Raw genomic sequence first — 16,501 nt, forward strand, 5'->3', positions numbered from 1 at the left:
ATCCGAGCAAGCTGGCGGGTGGGCTCAATGGGTATCGCTACACGGTGAACCCGACGGGGTGGGTGGATCCGTTGGGGTTGGTGGATTGTCCGGGGAAGGGTGGGTGTCGGCCGGCGGTTGGGGGGCAGGATCCGGCGGGTAAGATCCAGGTAGATGAGGGTGAGCCGCGGTTGCCGATGACGGCGGAGCAGCGACGGGCGCGGATTGATGAGTTGGGGGAGGCGAATGCTAAGCGGCGCGTAGAGGCGTATGAGGAGAAATATAAAATGCACACTGTCGCCAAGCACAATCCAGAAATATCTGACAAGGCGATTAGGCAACGGTCAATTGATGGAAGTCATCCAACGAAAAAAGGAAAGAAAGGACCGATAAACCATAGCTCGCAATTTATAAGTTGGAGGCTGCAGATGCATGCAATTAATGATGCGATTGCTAGGATGAGTCGGGTGCCGCCAGCTTATACAGGATTTACCAAGGACGGTGATCCAGTAGTAAGAAAAGAGATGCCTGGGGGAGGGAGAGGGTATAAGGTTAATAAAAAAGATAAGGATAATCCTGTGTATATGGATAGCTTGGATTACTCGGAAGTTAGGTTCGATCAGGCCGTTAAGGGTAGGCCTTATACTGCTTTCCCTGATTAGAGGTGTGTAATGTTGATGTGGGTAAATTATGATCTTCCCTTTGTGCCTGTGCTGTCGTATTGGCTAGGGGGGATTTCAATATATGATCTTGAAGAGACGCTCGGTGAGCAGCTTTGGGTGTTCAATCCAAACGAAAAGGATGATAGGGAGAAAATAATAAAGGAGTTTATTTTACGGCGGTTCGATGACTTAACCTATAGGCACAGATTTCTATTGCTCGAAGTTCTGAAGTCGGCTCTTTCTTCTCCTGGTTTTGACTTTTCGAAAGAGTTCGAGAGTGACTATGATGATCCACGCTCTATGGCTTGGGACGAGACTGAAATTGATGATCCTCGCCAATTTTTTGAGGATATATACAAGCTGGCAAGCGAAGAATGGAAAGAGGACTTGGATAAAGCATCCCTCGAAGATCCATCTACTTGGTAGGTCCGAACACAAAATTTCTGGCCTTCTCTCAGCTCAATCCACATACCGCTAAGCTGCTTTTGTGGCGAGGGGATAAATCCCCTCGCCACAGGGGTAGCGCCAGGCGTTCGGGCGAGGGCGCCAATGGGGAATCCGCCTACACCGACAACCCCAACGCCACCACAGCCTCCCGCTCAGCCAAACCATCTACTAGATACACACTCCCCCCCAAAATCTCCTTGGCATGGTGCTTGGCCTGGGAAGCCAGTTCCGCCAGTTGGCTGGCATCCAGTTTCTCGCAGGCCTCGGCGCGCAGATGCACCACCCCAATCGATAGCGACAACAACGCGAACTCCTGTCGAATGCCCTGTCGATTCAACGCCGTAAAGCACCCCGCTTCCAGATGCTCAGGCCGGTAGAAGCGCCGGCAATGGGTCTGGAAGTCGCTCAGCAATTGGTCCAGGCGTTTACGCCAGTCTTCCGGGCCGAGGACCAGCAGGAAATCGTCACCGCCGATGTGGCCGACGAAGTCGCGGCTGGGGTCGATGCGTTCGTTCAGGCATTGGGCCAGGCACAGCAGGACTTCGTCGCCGCGGCCGTAGCCGTAGATGTCGTTGAAGGGCTTGAAGCTGTCGATATCCACGTAGCAGATCACCGATTCCTGCCGTTGTTGCAGTAGGCGCGTGAGGCATTGCTGGATCGGGACGTTGCCCGGCAGCAGGGTCAGTGGGTTGGCGTAGCGGGCCTGTTGGATTTTCAGCTCGGTGATGAGCTTGAGCACGTCGATCACCCGGCCCAGGCCCAGGTAGCCGCCGTTTAGGGTGATGATGAAGTCTTCTTCGATGCGTTGTCGGGCGCGGCTGGTGATCAGGCGGCTGACTTGTTGCAGCGATTGGTTCAACTCCACCGCGAGAAAGTCATCGCTCATCAGCCGGCTGATGGGCTTGCGGGCGAACAGGTCGGTGGCGAAGGGTTTGAGCAAGGCGTCGGAGAGTGAATGGCGATGGACGATGCCGCAGGGCTGGTTCTGATTGTCCAGCACGGCCAGGGAGTTGAGGTTGGCCTGGCGCCGAAACGCTTCCAGCACGGTGGCGGTCGGTGTGTTGTGGGCCATCGCCGGTTGTTCGTTGAGCAGCGCACTGAGGTCGTTGATCTCATCGCTCAGCGCCGCCACGCCGCTGTCCTGCCTGGGCATCAGCGCCCTGGCATCGCGTGACGGTTGTTCCTGGGGGCGGGCCAGCAGATAACCCTGGACCAGGTCGACGCCCATTTCGATCAGCACCGCCAGTTCTTCCGGCAATTCGATTCCCTCGGCAATCACCTGGGCGCGGGAGGCCCGGGCGATTTTCAGGATCGAGCCCACGAACTCGCGCTTGAGGGCGTCCTGATGGATGCCGTCGATGAAATGCCGGTCGATCTTCACATAATCGGGTCGCAATTCGGACCACAGCCGCAGGCTCGAATAACCGGCGCCGAGGTCGTCCAGGGCAATCGAGAAACCCATGGCCCGGTAGTGATGCAGGGCGGTTTGCAGGAGCTGGAAGTCATCGATAGGGGTCTGTTCGGTCAGCTCGATCACCACCTGGCTGGGTGCGATCCCGAAGTCTTGCAGCAATTGCAGCGTGCGTCCCGTCTGGTGCGCGGATTCCAGCAGGGACTCGGGCGATACGTTGAGAAACAGCTTGCCCGGCAGTTTTTGCTCGTTGAAGCGTTGGCAGGCACTGCGGCGGCAGGCCAGCTCCAGCTCGCTGAGGCGTCCGGCCTGGCGCGCCACGGAGAGCAGCGCGATGGGCGAGTGCAGCGGGCTGTTGGAAGGGCCGCGGGTCAAGGCTTCATAGCCCACGATGCGCCTTTCGGAAAGGCAGATGATCGGTTGGAACAGACTGTGCAAGCCGCTTTGAGCCAGGATCGAACTCAAGGCACTCAGCTGTTCTGTCGTGGTCATGGCAATCTCTGGCGATAAAAAAAGGACCAGGTGCGGGGCACCCAGTCCTGTATTTCACGACAGACTGATGTCAGTTTGATGACACTCCAACGAGCATCACCATTAAATGGCCATCATCTTAGTGCTTGGCGATCGCCGTATTGAGTTTCAGGTAATCCAGCAGGATCCGCCCGGTCTCGCTCAGGTAGGCATCGTCTTCCGGCTTGGTTTTCTCCGGCTCGGTGATCAGGTCCTCGTCTTCTTTCTTCAGCTCTTTGAGCGGTTCTTCGCCCTTGGCCTTGCGACGCAAGTTTTCCATGGCCAGTTGCTTGGCCTCGATGTCGGCATGCTGCGCGCGACGGTCGGCTTCGTTGAGGGTGACGGTTTTCTCCATCATCAACTTCTGCGCCAGGGCCAGCTTGTCGCGGATGAACACGAACTCCGCATCCTGGGCCGAGCGCGCGTCATGGTCGGACTTGAGTTGGGCCAGGAACGGCTTGAACGGGTCCACGGCCGGTTTGATCGCCGGCCGGATGGTGTCCCACGGCATGGCTTCGGGCAGGGCGCTTTCACCGATTTCCTTGGTGTCGATGATCGACGGGTAATCGATGTCAGGCAGTACGCCCTGGTGCTGGGTGCTCTGGCCGGATACCCGGTAGAACTTCGCCAGGGTCAGCTTCAGCTCGCCGTGGTTGAGCGGCTGGATGGTCTGCACGGTGCCTTTGCCGAAGGTCTGGCCGCCGATGATCAGTGCACGGTGATAGTCCTGCATGGCGCCGGCGAAAATCTCCGAGGCCGATGCCGACAAGCGGTTGACCAGCAAGGCCATCGGCCCCTTGTAGAACGCGCCCGGGTTTTCGTCTTCCAGCACATCCACTCGGCCATCGGCGTTACGCACGAGCACGGTCGGGCCCTTGTCGATGAACAGGCTGGTCAGCTCGGTGGCTTCCTGCAGGGAGCCGCCGCCGTTGTTGCGCAAGTCGATGACCACGCCGTCGACCTTTTCCTTCTGCAGTTCGGTCAGCAGCTTCTTGACGTCACGAGTGGTGCTCTTGTAGTCCGGATCCCCGGCGCGGAAGGCCTTGAAGTCCAGATAGAAAGCCGGGATCTCAATGACGCCGAGCTTGTAGTCCTTGCCGTCCTGCTTGAGGTTGAGGATCGATTTCTTCGCCGCCTGTTCTTCCAGCTTCACCGCTTCACGGGTGATGGCCACGATTTTGCTGGTCTGGTCGTTCGGCGCGTTGCTGGCCGGGATGACTTCCAGGCGCACCACCGAGCCTTTCGGGCCGCGGATCAGCTTGACCACTTCGTCGAGGCGCCAGCCGACCACGTCGACCATTTCCTTGTTGCCTTGGGCGACACCGATGATCTTGTCCGCCGGGCTGACCTGTTTGGTTTTGTCTGCGGGGCCCGCCGGGACCAGGCGTACGATCTTCACCTGGTCGTTGTCGCTCTGCAGCACGGCACCGATGCCTTCCAGGGACAGGCTCATGTTGATGTCGAAGTTTTCCGCGTTATCCGGCGACAGATAGTTGGTGTGCGGGTCGTAGGACATGGCAAAGGTGTTGATGTACGCCTGGAAAATGTCCTCGGCGCGGGTCTGGTCCAGGCGCGCCAACTGGTTCTTGTAGCGCTTGGTCAGGGTTTCCTGGATCTGCTTGGGATCCTTGCCGGCGATCTTCATGCGCAGCACTTCGTCCTTGACGCGCTTGCGCCACAGGTCATCGAGTTCGGCTGTGCTTTTGAGCCAAGGAGCGTCCTTGCGGTCGACTTGCAAGGTTTCCTTGGTATTGAAATCGATTTTGTCGACGCCTTTGTCCAGCTCGGCAAGGGCGTAGTCCAGACGCGCCTTCACGCGGTCCAGGTAGCGCTTGTAGATGGTGAACCCGGCGTTCAGGTCGCCGCTCTTGAGGAAATCGTCGAACTGGGTTTTCCACTTGTCGAATTCGGCGATGTCGCTGGCCAGGAAATAACTGCGCGATGGATCGAGCAGCTTCAAATAGCTGTCATAGATGATGACCGAGCGCGCGTCATCGAGCGGCGGCTTGCTGTAGTGATGGCGCTTGAGCAATTCGACGACATTAAGGCTGGCAATCACTTCGTCGCGATCGGGCTGAAGCTTGTCCCAGCTGTTGGCCGCGAACGTATCGTTCGACAACGGTAACAGGCCGAGGCCAATGACGAGCGCGAGGGCGGTGCTGGGGAACAGGTGCTTCATGCTGATTCGACGCAGGGACAATTGATAACGCATATTAGGCCGTCTTTGAAGTCGCCGGTTCCATGTGGCCCGGGCGCATAATGCAAGAAAGCCCGGCGTTGAAGCAGCGGGCCCAGTCGAGACTCACTATGGAGGCACCGTGAAAGCATTGCAAGGCGTTGAAGGCCAAGTGGTATGGGCAGATGAGCCGAGCCCGACGTGTGATGTGGGGCAAGTTCGCATCCGTGTGGCGGCCGCCGGCCTGAATCGGGCCGATTTGTTACAGAAAGCCGGGCTTTACCCGCCGCCACCCGGCGCCAGCCAGGTGTTGGGGCTGGAGTGTTCCGGGGTGATCAGCGAGGTCGGGCCTGGCTCTTCCTGGCAGGTGGGCGACCGCGTTTGCGCGTTGCTGGCCGGCGGTGGGATGGCCGAGGAGGTGGTGGTCGATGGCCGTCACGTGCTGCCGGTGCCCGAGGGCTTGTCCTTGGCTGAAGCGGCCGCGCTGCCTGAGGTCTACAGCACCGCGTGGCTGAATCTGTTCCAGCTGGCGGCGCTCAAACCGGGCGAGAAAGTGCTGCTGCACGCCGGGGCCAGCGGCGTCGGTTCGGCCGCGATCCAGCTGTGCAAGGCGTTCGGCAACCCGTGCTGGGTCAGTGTCGGTTCGACCGAGCGGCTGTCCTATTGCGAGGCCCTGGGCGCCCAGGGCGGCGTGGTACGCACCGATGGCCTGGAGGGTTTGAACGACCTCGGTCCCTTCGACGTGATCCTCGATCCGGTGGGTGGCAGCTACGCCAAACTCAACGTGAAACTTTTGTCAGTTGACGGCCGTTGGGTGTTGATCGGCCTGATGGGCGGGCGCTCGACCGAGCTCGATCTGGCCCAGGTGCTGGGCAAGCGTATCCAACTGCTCGGCTCGACCCTGCGCAGCCGCGATGAGCAATTCAAGGCCGACTTGATCAGTGAGCTGGGGCAACAGGTGTGGCCGCTGTTTGCCGACAAGCGCCTGAGCCCACAGCTGGCCCGGACCTTCGCGATCAAGGACGCCGAGGCGGCGTTCGCGGAGCTGGCGACCAACCAGGTGTCGGGCAAGTTGGTGTTGCTGATCGACGAGAGCCTGAGCTGATTCTGCGCAGACCTGTGGGAGCGAGCTTGCTCGCGATAGCAGTGTGACAGTCAATAAAGTTGTTGAGTGTGCGACCGCCATCGCGAGCAAGCTCGCTCCCACACGGGGCTGCTTATTTCCAGGTATGGATTGGCCACCCGGCCGATTCGGCATGGGCCTTCAACACCGGGTCCGGGTTCACCACGTGCGGGTGATCGACCTTGAGCAACAACGGCAGGTCGTTGCGCGAGTCGGAATAGAAACTCGCGCCTTCCAGGTTCTCCTCCTCGGCATCCAGCCAATCCAGCAGCCGCGCGATCTTGCCTTCGCGGTAGGTCAGGGTGCCCACGGTCTTGCCGCTGTACACGCCATGGGCCACTTCAAGCTCGATCGCCAGGATCTCATCGATGCCCAGGCGTTCGGCAATCGGCTTGACCAGATGTGTGCCGGAGGCCGAAATCACCAGGATCCGGTCGCCGGCCTTGCGGTGTTCGGCGATGGTCCTGGTGGCGTCGCTGAAGATGATCGGTTCGATGAAGTCTTCCACCCACGGCGCCACCAGGTGCTCGATTTCCTCCGGTGTGCGGCCGATCATCGGTTCCAGGCTGAAGTCCATGTACTCTTCCATGCTCAGCTTGCCGTGGCTGTAGGCGTCCATCAGCTCGTTGTTGCGCCGCATGAACGACTCGGGATCGACCCAGCCCAGGCGACCCATCTGTTCACTCCAGAGGGTGGCGCAGTCGCCGTGGATCAGGGTTTCGTCCAGATCAAAAATTGCCAGGGCCATCAGCGTGTTTCCCTTTTCAAGATCAGCTTCAAAATCAACAAGGCCATCAGGCTACCTCACACAGCGCCGATGGATCGATGGAAAGTGCCAACCGTGCGCCATCGGGGTGCAGGTCGGCGGCCGAGCGGTTGAGCACATCCACCACCAATTCCACGCCACGGGCCTCGACCCGGTAGCGGATGACGTTGCCCAGCAGGCTGTGGCTGCGGATCAGCGCATCGGCCTGGCCGCTGCGGCTCAGCTCGATGGCCTCCGGGCGGATGGCGATGCGACTGTTCACCGGCCGCTGCAGCAGTTTGCTCGCGCTGTCGGCGTCCAGCAGGTTGTAGTTGCCGATGAAGCCGGCGGCAAAGACATCGACTGGCGCAGTGTAAAGGGTTTCGGCATCGCCGCTTTGTACGATCTTTCCCTGGTTCATCAGGAAAATCCGGTCAGACATGGTCAGGGCTTCTTCCTGGTCGTGTGTGACGAAGATCGTGGTCAGGCCCAACTCACGCTGGATCTGTCGGATCTGTTCACGCAAGTGCTTGCGAATCCGCGCATCCAGGGCTGACAGCGGTTCGTCCAGCAACAACAGGCGCGGCCGCGTGACCAGGGAGCGGGCGAGGGCGACACGCTGGCATTGGCCGCCGGAGAGTTGATGGGGATAGCGGGCGGCGAAATCGTGCAGCTCCACCAGGCGCAGGATCTCCAGCACGCGCTGGCGACTGTCCGAGGCGTCGACCTTTTGCATGCGCAGGCCGAAGGCGACGTTTTGCTCCACGGTCATGTTCGGGAACAGGGCGTAGCTCTGGAAGACCATGCCGATGCCGCGTTTCTGAGGACTCAGCGGGACGATGTCCTGTCCGTCGAGGATGATCTGGCCGGCATCCACCGCGGTCAGGCCGGCAATGCAGCGCAACAGCGTGGATTTGCCGCAACCGGAAGGGCCGAGCAGGGTGACGAATTCGCCCTTGGCTATCTCGCAGTTGATGTCGCTGAATACCGGGGTGCCGGCATAGCTTTTTTGCAGGTGTTGGACGCTGACGTAGCTCATTGGCTTTTGTCCTTGTTCAAGATATTGGCCGCCCAGGTCAGGACCAGTACGAAGAAGAAATAGGAGATCACCAGCGCACTGGTGAAGTGGCCGCTGCTGTTGCGCATGTTGTTCAGGTAAACCTGCAGGGTTTCATAGCGGGTGCCGACCAGGATGTTGGCAAACACGAATTCGCCGAACAGGAACGAGAAGGACAGCAGCAGCGCCACCATCAGCCCCTTGCGCAGGTTCGGCAGCACCACCAGGAATGCGGCCTGGAAGGTGCTGGCGCCAAGCAGTTGGGCGGCGTCCATCAGGTCGCGCAGGTTGATGGCTTGCAGGTTGTTGGTGATCGCCCGGTACATGAACGGCAGGGCGACAGTGAAGTAACAACCGATCAGGATCCAGGGTGTACCGACCATCGCCAGCGGCCCGGAGCCATAGAGTTGCAACAGCCCCACCGACGACACCACGGGCGGCACCGCGAACGGCAGCAGGATGAGGATGTTCATCAGCGCGTCGAGTTTGGGGAAGTGGTAGTGGACCACGAACAGTAACGGCAGGATCAACACCACCGAGAGCACCAGCGCCCCGACACAGACCAGCAACGATTGACCGAAGGCATGGAGAAAGCGCGGATCGCTCCACAACTGCACATACCATTTGAAAGTGAAGCCGCTGGGCAGCACGGTGGCCGACCAACTGCTGGCAATGGAGTAGACCAGCGTGCCGGCCAGGGGCAGCAGCAGGATGGCGAAGAGCAGGTACACCACTGCCCGATGATAGAGCCCGGCGGAGCCCGGTTCAGCGCGAGACATGGTAGCTCCTCCTGAGCAGCAACTGGTGGACGATGGTCACGATGGTCATCAACGCCACCAGCACCACGGCCAGGGCACTGGCCAGGTTCGGGTCGAGGGAAATATCGCCGGAGACCATGGCGGCGATGCGGATCGGCAGCACGTTGAAGTTACCGGTGGTCAACGCGTAGACCGTGGCATAGGCGCCGAGGGCATTGGCCAGCAGGATCACGAAGGTGCCCAGCAGCGCCGGGGTCAGCACCGGCAAGCCGATGTGCCGCCAGAACTGCCAGCCGCTGGCGCCGAGCAACTCGGCGGATTCGCGCCAGTCTTCGCGCAGGGCGTCGAAGGCCGGATAGAGCAGCAGCACGCCCAGGGGAATCTGGAAGTAGGTGTAGAGAATGATCAGCCCGGTTTTCGAATACAGGTTGAAATCCTCAATGATCCCCGCTTGCTTGAGCATGATCGTGATGCTGCCGTTGAACCCCAGCAAAATGATGAAGGCGAAGGCCAGGGGCACGCCGGCGAAGTTGCTGGTCATGTTGGCGAAGGCATTGACGAAGTTGCGCAGCCGCGAATCCACGCGGCGCAATGAGTAGCTGCCGAGCACGGCGATGACGATGCCGAACACACTGGACCAGAAGCTGATCTCCAGGCTGTGCTGGATGGCTTGCAGGTAGAACTTGGAACTGAAGATCTTGCTGAAGTTGGCCAGGCCCCAGCCGAACTCTTCCGATTCCAGGCTGTTGACCAGCACCCAGAGCAGCGGGGCGATCTGGAACACGATGAAGAAAATCGCGAAGGGCACCAGGCACAACGCTGCCAGCCATTTGCCGCGCGTCATGGCGTTCACTTGAGTAACTCCTGGCAATAGGGTTTGTCGTGGTCGACGCCAAGCAATTGGCAAATGGTGCCGCACAGCTCGGTCTGCCTCGGCGTGGCAGCGGGATCGAAACTGAAGCTGTCCCCCAGGACGAACAACGGCACTTCCCGTTCTTCGGCCAGCAGGCCGTTGTGGGAGCGGTCGTTGTTCATGCCGTGGTCGGAGGTCACCAGCACCTGGTAACCGGCGTCGAGCCAGGCTTGCAGGTAGACCGCCAGGTTGATGTCGGCCGAGCGGGCACTGTTGCGGTATTGCGGGGTGTCGAGGCCGTGCTTGTGGCCAGCGTCGTCGATGTTCATCGGGTGCACCAGCAGGAAGTTCGGCAAGTAGCGCTGGCGCAGGTGTTCGGCGTCGGCGAACAGATGGGAATCGGGGTAGTGGTCATTCCAGTAGAAATGCCCGTATTGAATCGGCAGGTCGGGGTTGTCGGTATGACGGTCGCGACCGGCCACGAAGGGCGAAGCGTTGTAGAGCTCGCTGACCCAGTGGTACGCCGCAGCCGCTGTGCTCAGGCCGGCCTGGGTGGCGTAGTGGAAAATGCTGCGCTGGTTCGACAGGCGCGTGACGTTGTTGTGCACGATCCCGCTGTCGATGGGCACGACGCCGGTGAGGATGCATTCGTAGAGTGGGCGGGACAGGGCGGGCAACTCACATTCCAATGTGTAGAGGGCCGCGCGTCCTGCGCCGACGTAAGCCTGCAAATGCCCCATGGCATGCCGGGCGACCTCATGGTTGAGGCCGTCGAGCACCACCAGGATGACGTTGTGCTTCATGGATACCAGGACTCCGGATGGACACCAGAAAACTCGGACTCACCGCAGGTCCAATGTGGGAGCGAGCTTCTGTGGGAGCGAGCTTGCTCGCGATGAAGGCGACACGGTTCAACAGCACTACCGTGTCATCGTTTATCGCGAGCAAGCTCGCTCCCACAGGGCCCGCCTCTACAATTGGATTGCCAGTGGATATCCGGGCGGGTGCTAGCGCCTTTACTTCATCTCGACGATGACTTGTTCATTCCACGTCTGCGGCAGTGCCTTGGACGTCTTCTCCCACGCATCCGCATCCTTGATCGGGGTCACGCCTTTGTACTGCTCGTTCGGCAGCAGCTTGGCCTGGACCTCTTCCGGCAGTTTCAGGTGCTCGGCGCGGATCGGACGGGCGTTGCCCTTGGCCAGGTTGATCTGGCCGGCGTCGCTGAAGATGTACTCGCGGGCCAGCTTGGCGGCGTTCGGGTGCTTGGCGTATTTGTTGATGATGGTGGTGTAGCCGGAGATGACCGAGCCGTCGGACGGAATCAGCACGACGTAGTCATCCGGGTTGGCCATCTTGGCCTTGTAGCTCAGGCCGTTGAAGTCCCAGACCACACCGACTTCGACTTCACCTTTTTCCATCGTGGCGATGGTCGGGTTGGCCATGGACAGGCGCCCTTGCTTGGCGATTTCGGCAAACATCAACAGGGCCGGCTGGAGGTTCTTCTCGTCGCCGCCGTTGGCCAGGGCCGCCGCCAGCACGCCGTTGGCGGCCTGGGCCGCGGTGCTCACGTCACCGATGGAGACTTTGTACTTGCCGGTCTTCAGGTCAGCCCATTTGGTCGGCACTTCGGAACCGTGCAGCAGCTTCTTGTTGACGATGAAGGCGATGGTGCCGGTGTAGGCCAATGCCCAGTTGCCGTCCTTGTCCTTGGCCCAGGCGGGCACTTGTTCCCAGGTGCTTGGCTTGTAGGGCTGGACCACGCCCTGCTTGACCGCGATCGGGCCGAACGCCGCCCCGACGTCGCCGATGTCGGCGCTGGCATTGTCTTTTTCGGCGGCGAACTTGGCGATTTCCTGGGCCGAGCTCATGTCGGTGTCGATGTGTTTCAAGCCGTAGACCTTGGCCAGGTCGTCCCAGGTGCCTTTCCAGTTTGCCCAGTCATCGGGCATGCCGACACTGTTGACGGCGCCTTCCGCTTTCGCAGCGGCTTCCAACGTTTTCAGATCGGTGTCAGCGGCCATGGCGGCGGTGCACATGGCAATGGTCGAGCCTAACAGTGATGCCAGGAAAAGCTGTTTCATCCGAAGCTCCTATGGGCGTTTTCAACGCTGCGATTGCGGTTGTGTTGGTCTAGGTCAGCAATACCTGAGCCAATGTAGGCGAGCCCTGTGACATTTTGATGTCGGTATCGGGGCCTCCCGGAAATACCCGGCTCGTGGAGGCTGGCTGCGAATTAAGCGTAGACCATGGTTAAACAGCTGATCTGAAAGGACTTGGCCGTTAATTTGCACGCTGGCATAACGACCGTTCGGCGGCTCTGTCATCTGCCAGTCATGTGCAGTGCCTAGGCTTGCTGGACCCAGAAGCGGATCGATGAACCGTCGATCCTGCCCCGAAACAGTGCTGGTCTAGTCCAGATAGGTAACGTTGATGCGCATCGATGCAACCAAAGCGGTGACAGCCATCGGACAGGTCCTGCAAGAGCAGCTCGACCACGGGTTGCTGGCGCCCGGCAGCAAGTTGCCGGCCGAGCGCAAGCTCAGTGAATTGTTCGGGACCACGCGGATTACCGTGCGCGAGGCGTTGTTGCAGCTCGAAGCCCAGGGGCAGATCTATCGGGAGGAGCGCCGGGGCTGGTTCGTCTCGCCGCCGCGCCTGGCCTACAACCTGATGCAACGCAGCCATTTCCACGCCATGGTGGCGGCCCAGGGGCGTGTGCCTTCTACACAAGTGATCTCGGCGCGCCTGCAACCGGCTTCGGCGGCCGTGTGTGCCTGGTTGCAGCTGCCGGCGCTGTCCAGCGTGATCCAGATCTGCCGCGTGCGCCGTATCGACGAGCGCCTGGTGCTGTACGTCGAACACTACCTGAACCCGCAGTATTTTCCGGACATCCTCGAGTTCGATCTCAACCAGTCCATCACCGAGTTGTACGCCCGCCATTACGACCTGCACTACGGCCGGGTGAAGTTCGACATCGTGCCCACTTCTTTACAGCCGGAAGCGGCAGCGGCGTTGAGGGTTTCGGTAGGCAGCCCCGGGCTTCGCATCGCACGGGTCAACTATGACCAGCACCAGCGGCTGATCGACTGCGACCTGGAGTTCTGGCGACACGACGCGATCCATGTCGGGGTGGATGTGCCCGAGCAACCGCCCGCTTGAGGTGAACTCAGGCTGACTCGTTGAGCTTGGCCAGGATCCTGAATAACACCGTGGCGAGGATCAGCAACATGCCGATCCACATGGCGAAGACCCCGACGTTCTTGTCACGGAAGTTGAAGCCGATGGCCAGCAGGATCATGCCGGCGATGATGGGGACCAGCATGCTGTTGAACGAAGACATGGAAACCATGGAGACGGCCTTGTCAGGGGGGATAAGGCCAGTCTAGTCGGGGTTTTTCCGGATTGTGATGATGTGTGTCAGCACACCCCTCAATCCCGAGGCGAACGCTGTGTGGGAGCAAAGCTTGCTCGCGATGAAGGCGACTCGATTTCTGAGAAAATCGCATCACCTTCATCGCGGGCAAGCCTTGCTCCCACAGGGTTCATCATGCCTTCGGGGCGGTTATGGCAACTCGCGAGAGGCGTAGAACGCGCTCAGCACCTTCACCAGATGCGCCAGGTCATGGCTGCCGCACAGTTCGCGGATCGAATGCATGGCGAAGGTCGGCAGGCCGATGTCCACGGTGCGCACGCCCAACTGGCTGGCGGTGATCGGGCCGATGGTCGAACCGCAACCCATGTCGCTGCGCACCACGAAGCTCTGCACCGGCACTTCTTCGGCCATGCACAGGTGACGGAAGAACCCGGCGGTTTCGCTGTTGGTGGCGTAGCGCTGGTTACTGTTGACCTTGATCACCGGACCGGCGTTGAGCTTGGGGCCGTGATTGGCGTCGTGCTTGTCGGCATAGTTGGGGTGCACGCCGTGGGCGTTGTCCGCCGACACCAGCAGGGATTTCTGAATGGTGCGGACGAATTCTTCACCTTCAGGCAGCAGGCGACGCAGGGTTTGTTCCAGCATCGGGCCGTCGGCGCCACAGGCCGAGCATGAGCCAACCTCTTCGTGATCGTTGCACACCAGTACGCACGTTTCTTCGGTGTCGGCGTTCAGCAAGGCTTGCAGGCCCGCGTAGCACGACAGCAGGTTGTCCAGGCGCGCGCCGGCAATGAAGTCGCCGTGCAGGCCAATGACCGCGGCGCTTTGGGTGTCGTAGAAACTCAACTCGTAATCGAGCACCACGTCGGCATTCAGGCCGTGTTCGCGGGCCAGTTGATCGGTGAGCACGGCACGGAAGTCGACGCGCTCGTCACCGGCGAACTGGGCGAGGATCGGCGGCAGTTCGTTCTGCGGGTTGATGGCCCAGCCCTGGTTGGCTTCGCGATTGAGGTGGATGGCCAGGTTCGGAATCGTGGCGATTGGCGCCTTGAAATCGATCAACTGGCTTTCGACCTTGCCATCGCGGCGGAAGGTCACGCGCCCGGCCAGGGACAGGTCGCGGTCGAACCACGGCGCCAGCAGCGCGCCGCCGTAGACTTCCACGCCCAACTGCCAGAACCCGTGGCGTTGCAGCTCCGGCTGTGGCTTGACCCGCAGGCAAGGGCTGTCGGTGTGGGCGCCGACCAGGCGAATGCCGTCGTGCAGCGGTGAGTTGCGGCCGAGCTTGAAGGCGATGATCGAGGAGTCGTTGCGCGTGACGTAGTAGCGACCGTTGGCCTCGGTGGCCCAGGTCTCGCGTTCGTCAAGACGCTGATAGCCGGCCGCCTCCAGGCGCTGGGCCAGGCTGGCGGTGGCATGGAACGGGGTAGGGGAGGCCTTGAGGAAGTCGATCAGGCCTTGGTTCAACTCTGCGCGCATAAGTCACTCCAGACAGCGATGGGCGGGAGTTTACCCCATCGACCGCCTGCGTTGCAGGCCCAATCCCCCGTCGCGGATTGTTCCACGGCCCCGCCATCGATCAGCCCGAGGCCGTGATCCGCTTGCGCAAGTGCGCCATGATCAGCGGCTTGTCCTGTGCCTTGGACGGTTCTGGCAGGTGCCGCGGCCAGTGCTCCAGTTGGCCGAACCACTGTTGCTGGCGTTTCGGGTCCAGGCGAAGGATCTCCCGCGATGCCGAATCCCACCAATGGTGCCGGCAGAGGTTGTAGTAAGGATGCTCCGGTGCCGCGCTGCCATACAGCAGGTCGCGACCGATCCGGTACAAGGGGCCGCTGTGATTGCGCAACTTCCATTTGATCTTCAGCCGCCGCCAGGCCGACGGGAAAGGCCGGGTGCGCGGAACGTCGTGACAACGCTCCACCAACTGCGTGTTGAACGCCTCGCCGTGCAGGGCAAAGAAGTGCGCTTGCATGGTGTGGAAGAAGCGCTTCTCGGCGAAGTAGTGATAGACGTGCTTGTTGGTTTCGCTGATGGTCTGGTTGCGCAAGGCGAATGAAATCGCGATCTGTTCGATGGTGTGGATGTCGAAGCCACCTTCGGTCCATTCATCGATCAGCCCGACGGCCTGGGCCAGCAGCGCCCCGTCTTTGTCAGTCACACCGCACAACCCGCTGTTGTAGAGCTTGAAACTGTTGTCCGGGGTGATGCCGTGGGCGCGCAGGTGCGTGCCCAGCTTGAGGTAATCCTCACGCTTGCAGACATAGTCCCAGTGGTATTCGAAGCTGTCCATCAGGTACTGCCCTGGCTGGATTTGCTTGAACAGCAGGTCGGGGTCGCAGAGGAACAGCGTGTCGGTGTCGACGAACAGGGTCTTCTCCGCCAGCGTCAGGCCGGCCGCGATGGCACAGGCTTTGCGCCGGTGAATGTAACCGTTGTCGCCTTGCCACTCGGCCAGCAACCGCGGGCTCAGCGCGAGTGTTTCGACCGGCCAGCCGCGATAATCCTCAGGCCGGTCGGTCAGGATCCTGATGCTGGGCAGGGTCGCCGGATTGCCGTGGGCCAGGGCGGTGAGGATGCTGAACTTGGCTTCGTGGCGATAAGCGTCCTTGTCGCCGTAGATCAGGTAGAGCAATTGGTGGCGGACTTTTTTGACGGGTGTTTCCAGAAAATCAATTACTTGCATGCCAAGCCTTTATCGGATGAAGCCATTTTCAACGGATCTAGAACGGTGCCGGGCACTCGAAGCGCAAGCGCTCGCCGCTTTGCGGATGGGTGAAGCTCAACATGCTGGCGTGCAGGCACAGGCGTGGCCAGGCGGAGAGGGCCTGCGGGTGGGCGTAGAGCCCGTCGCCCAGCAGCGGGTGACCGATGGACAGCATGTGTACGCGCAATTGGTGCGAGCGCCCGGTGATCGGCGTCAGCTCGACCCGGCACCAGTCGCCGCAACGTTCCAGTACGCGCCAGAAGGTCAGGGCGTGTTTGCCCTGTTCATGGTCCACCACATGCCGGGGTTTGGTCGGCGGATCGTAGCGCAAGGGCAGGTCGATGCTGCCACTGTCCAGCTCCGGTTGGCCCCAGCACAATGCCGTATAGGCTTTTTCGGTTTCGCGATCATGAAATTGCCGGGACAGTTCGCGATGGGTGTCCGGGTCACGGGCCAAGAGGATGATGCCGGAGGTTTCCCAGTCCAGTCGGTGCACGATTCGCGCTTCCGGGTAGCCGTTTTCCTGCAGGCGGGTGATCAGGCAATCTTTGTTGTCGTCGGCCCGGCCGGGCACGGAAAGCAACAGGGTCGGCTTGTCGACCACCAGGACAGCGGCGTCCTGATGAATGATGCGGATGTTGGACAGGGGCATTGAAAACAGTCTCGTTACAAACGCCAACGGCGGCTCGGGTCCTTCTCG

Annotated in this window: 15 protein-coding genes and 1 pseudogene; 4 read left to right on the forward strand and 12 right to left on the reverse strand. The window is 60.6% G+C overall.

Features of this window, described 5'->3' with window-relative positions:
* A pseudogene (locus BLU85_RS31240) lies at positions 1 to 641 on the forward strand (type IV secretion protein Rhs); the annotation flags it as partial.
* A gap of 9 nt (positions 642 to 650) precedes the next feature.
* The gene (locus BLU85_RS17205) at positions 651 to 1,067 is read left to right on the forward strand and encodes a hypothetical protein (protein WP_092201680.1); all 417 of its coding nucleotides are present in this window, start codon (positions 651 to 653) and stop codon (positions 1,065 to 1,067) included.
* 136 nt (positions 1,068 to 1,203) lie between these two features.
* On the opposite strand, the gene BLU85_RS17210 is transcribed toward BLU85_RS17205, so the two are convergent.
* Entirely contained in the window at positions 1,204 to 2,991 is a 1,788-nt protein-coding gene (locus BLU85_RS17210; protein ID WP_092201682.1) for a bifunctional diguanylate cyclase/phosphodiesterase, read from the reverse strand.
* Between the two features lie 118 nt (positions 2,992 to 3,109).
* Positions 3,110 to 5,188 (reverse strand): carboxy terminal-processing peptidase, encoded by a 2,079-nt coding sequence (locus BLU85_RS17215; RefSeq protein ID WP_170847599.1) that lies wholly within the window; start codon positions 5,186 to 5,188, stop codon positions 3,110 to 3,112.
* 139 nt (positions 5,189 to 5,327) lie between these two features.
* On the opposite strand from BLU85_RS17215, the gene BLU85_RS17220 reads away from it, so the two are divergent.
* Positions 5,328 to 6,290, forward strand: coding sequence for a zinc-binding dehydrogenase (locus tag BLU85_RS17220; RefSeq protein ID WP_092201686.1), 963 nt, complete (start codon positions 5,328 to 5,330; stop codon positions 6,288 to 6,290).
* Positions 6,291 to 6,402: 112 nt separating this feature from the next.
* On the opposite strand, the gene BLU85_RS17225 is transcribed toward BLU85_RS17220, so the two are convergent.
* The 6 genes from BLU85_RS17225 to BLU85_RS17250 form a co-directional block, all read right to left on the reverse strand.
* Positions 6,403 to 7,056 carry an HAD family hydrolase gene (locus tag BLU85_RS17225; RefSeq protein WP_092201688.1) on the reverse strand — a complete coding sequence of 218 codons (654 nt, stop codon included), beginning with the start codon at positions 7,054 to 7,056 and terminating at the stop codon, positions 6,403 to 6,405.
* A gap of 46 nt (positions 7,057 to 7,102) precedes the next feature.
* Positions 7,103 to 8,092 (reverse strand): ABC transporter ATP-binding protein, encoded by a 990-nt coding sequence (locus BLU85_RS17230; protein ID WP_092201690.1) that lies wholly within the window; start codon positions 8,090 to 8,092, stop codon positions 7,103 to 7,105.
* A complete protein-coding gene (locus BLU85_RS17235; protein ID WP_092201692.1) occupies positions 8,089 to 8,889 on the reverse strand; it encodes an ABC transporter permease in 801 nt (266 codons plus the stop codon). The genes BLU85_RS17230 and BLU85_RS17235 overlap by 4 nt, the downstream gene beginning before the upstream one ends.
* Complete coding sequence (locus BLU85_RS17240) at positions 8,876 to 9,712, reverse strand: ABC transporter permease (protein ID WP_170847600.1); 837 nt, start codon at positions 9,710 to 9,712, stop codon at positions 8,876 to 8,878. The genes BLU85_RS17235 and BLU85_RS17240 overlap by 14 nt, the downstream gene beginning before the upstream one ends.
* A gap of 5 nt (positions 9,713 to 9,717) precedes the next feature.
* Positions 9,718 to 10,524 (reverse strand): alkaline phosphatase family protein, encoded by an 807-nt coding sequence (locus tag BLU85_RS17245; protein ID WP_092201697.1) that lies wholly within the window; start codon positions 10,522 to 10,524, stop codon positions 9,718 to 9,720.
* Positions 10,525 to 10,737: 213 nt separating this feature from the next.
* A complete protein-coding gene (locus tag BLU85_RS17250) occupies positions 10,738 to 11,805 on the reverse strand; it encodes an ABC transporter substrate-binding protein (protein ID WP_092201699.1) in 1,068 nt (355 codons plus the stop codon).
* Between the two features lie 349 nt (positions 11,806 to 12,154).
* Between BLU85_RS17250 and BLU85_RS17255 the strand changes: the two genes are divergently transcribed.
* The gene (locus BLU85_RS17255; RefSeq protein WP_092201701.1) at positions 12,155 to 12,883 is read left to right on the forward strand and encodes a UTRA domain-containing protein; all 729 of its coding nucleotides are present in this window, start codon (positions 12,155 to 12,157) and stop codon (positions 12,881 to 12,883) included.
* Positions 12,884 to 12,890: 7 nt separating this feature from the next.
* On the opposite strand, the gene BLU85_RS17260 is transcribed toward BLU85_RS17255, so the two are convergent.
* The 4 genes from BLU85_RS17260 to BLU85_RS17275 form a co-directional block, all read right to left on the reverse strand.
* Positions 12,891 to 13,073, reverse strand: coding sequence for a hypothetical protein (locus tag BLU85_RS17260; RefSeq protein ID WP_060741113.1), 183 nt, complete (start codon positions 13,071 to 13,073; stop codon positions 12,891 to 12,893).
* Positions 13,074 to 13,286: 213 nt separating this feature from the next.
* The gene (locus tag BLU85_RS17265; protein WP_092201703.1) at positions 13,287 to 14,576 is read right to left on the reverse strand and encodes a M18 family aminopeptidase; all 1,290 of its coding nucleotides are present in this window, start codon (positions 14,574 to 14,576) and stop codon (positions 13,287 to 13,289) included.
* Positions 14,577 to 14,676: 100 nt separating this feature from the next.
* Positions 14,677 to 15,780 (reverse strand): hypothetical protein, encoded by a 1,104-nt coding sequence (locus tag BLU85_RS17270; protein ID WP_092201705.1) that lies wholly within the window; start codon positions 15,778 to 15,780, stop codon positions 14,677 to 14,679.
* 37 nt (positions 15,781 to 15,817) lie between these two features.
* Positions 15,818 to 16,453 (reverse strand): RluA family pseudouridine synthase, encoded by a 636-nt coding sequence (locus BLU85_RS17275; RefSeq protein ID WP_092201707.1) that lies wholly within the window; start codon positions 16,451 to 16,453, stop codon positions 15,818 to 15,820.
* Positions 16,454 to 16,501 lie beyond the last annotated feature (48 nt).

It is taken from the genome of Pseudomonas sp. NFACC14, from assembly GCF_900106885.1.
Taxonomy (GTDB): Bacteria; Pseudomonadota; Gammaproteobacteria; order Pseudomonadales; family Pseudomonadaceae; genus Aquipseudomonas; species Aquipseudomonas fluorescens_AA.

Excerpts from the sequence above, each read along its gene's own strand:
- BLU85_RS17205 (WP_092201680.1), top strand. The coding sequence starts at position 651 with ATGTTGATGTGGGTAAATTATGATCTTCCCTTTGTGCCTGTGCTGTCG.
- BLU85_RS17210 (WP_092201682.1), bottom strand. The coding sequence starts at position 2,991 with ATGACCACGACAGAACAGCTGAGTGCCTTGAGTTCGATCCTGGCTCAA.
- BLU85_RS17215 (WP_170847599.1), bottom strand. The coding sequence starts at position 5,188 with ATGAAGCACCTGTTCCCCAGCACCGCCCTCGCGCTCGTCATTGGCCTC.
- BLU85_RS17225 (WP_092201688.1), bottom strand. The coding sequence starts at position 7,056 with ATGGCCCTGGCAATTTTTGATCTGGACGAAACCCTGATCCACGGCGAC.
- BLU85_RS17230 (WP_092201690.1), bottom strand. The coding sequence starts at position 8,092 with ATGAGCTACGTCAGCGTCCAACACCTGCAAAAAAGCTATGCCGGCACC.
- BLU85_RS17235 (WP_092201692.1), bottom strand. The coding sequence starts at position 8,889 with ATGTCTCGCGCTGAACCGGGCTCCGCCGGGCTCTATCATCGGGCAGTG.
- BLU85_RS17240 (WP_170847600.1), bottom strand. The coding sequence starts at position 9,712 with ATGACGCGCGGCAAATGGCTGGCAGCGTTGTGCCTGGTGCCCTTCGCG.
- BLU85_RS17245 (WP_092201697.1), bottom strand. The coding sequence starts at position 10,524 with ATGAAGCACAACGTCATCCTGGTGGTGCTCGACGGCCTCAACCATGAG.
- BLU85_RS17250 (WP_092201699.1), bottom strand. The coding sequence starts at position 11,805 with ATGAAACAGCTTTTCCTGGCATCACTGTTAGGCTCGACCATTGCCATG.
- BLU85_RS17255 (WP_092201701.1), top strand. The coding sequence starts at position 12,155 with ATGCGCATCGATGCAACCAAAGCGGTGACAGCCATCGGACAGGTCCTG.
- BLU85_RS17260 (WP_060741113.1), bottom strand. The coding sequence starts at position 13,073 with ATGGTTTCCATGTCTTCGTTCAACAGCATGCTGGTCCCCATCATCGCC.
- BLU85_RS17265 (WP_092201703.1), bottom strand. The coding sequence starts at position 14,576 with ATGCGCGCAGAGTTGAACCAAGGCCTGATCGACTTCCTCAAGGCCTCC.
- BLU85_RS17270 (WP_092201705.1), bottom strand. The coding sequence starts at position 15,780 with ATGCAAGTAATTGATTTTCTGGAAACACCCGTCAAAAAAGTCCGCCAC.
- BLU85_RS17275 (WP_092201707.1), bottom strand. The coding sequence starts at position 16,453 with ATGCCCCTGTCCAACATCCGCATCATTCATCAGGACGCCGCTGTCCTG.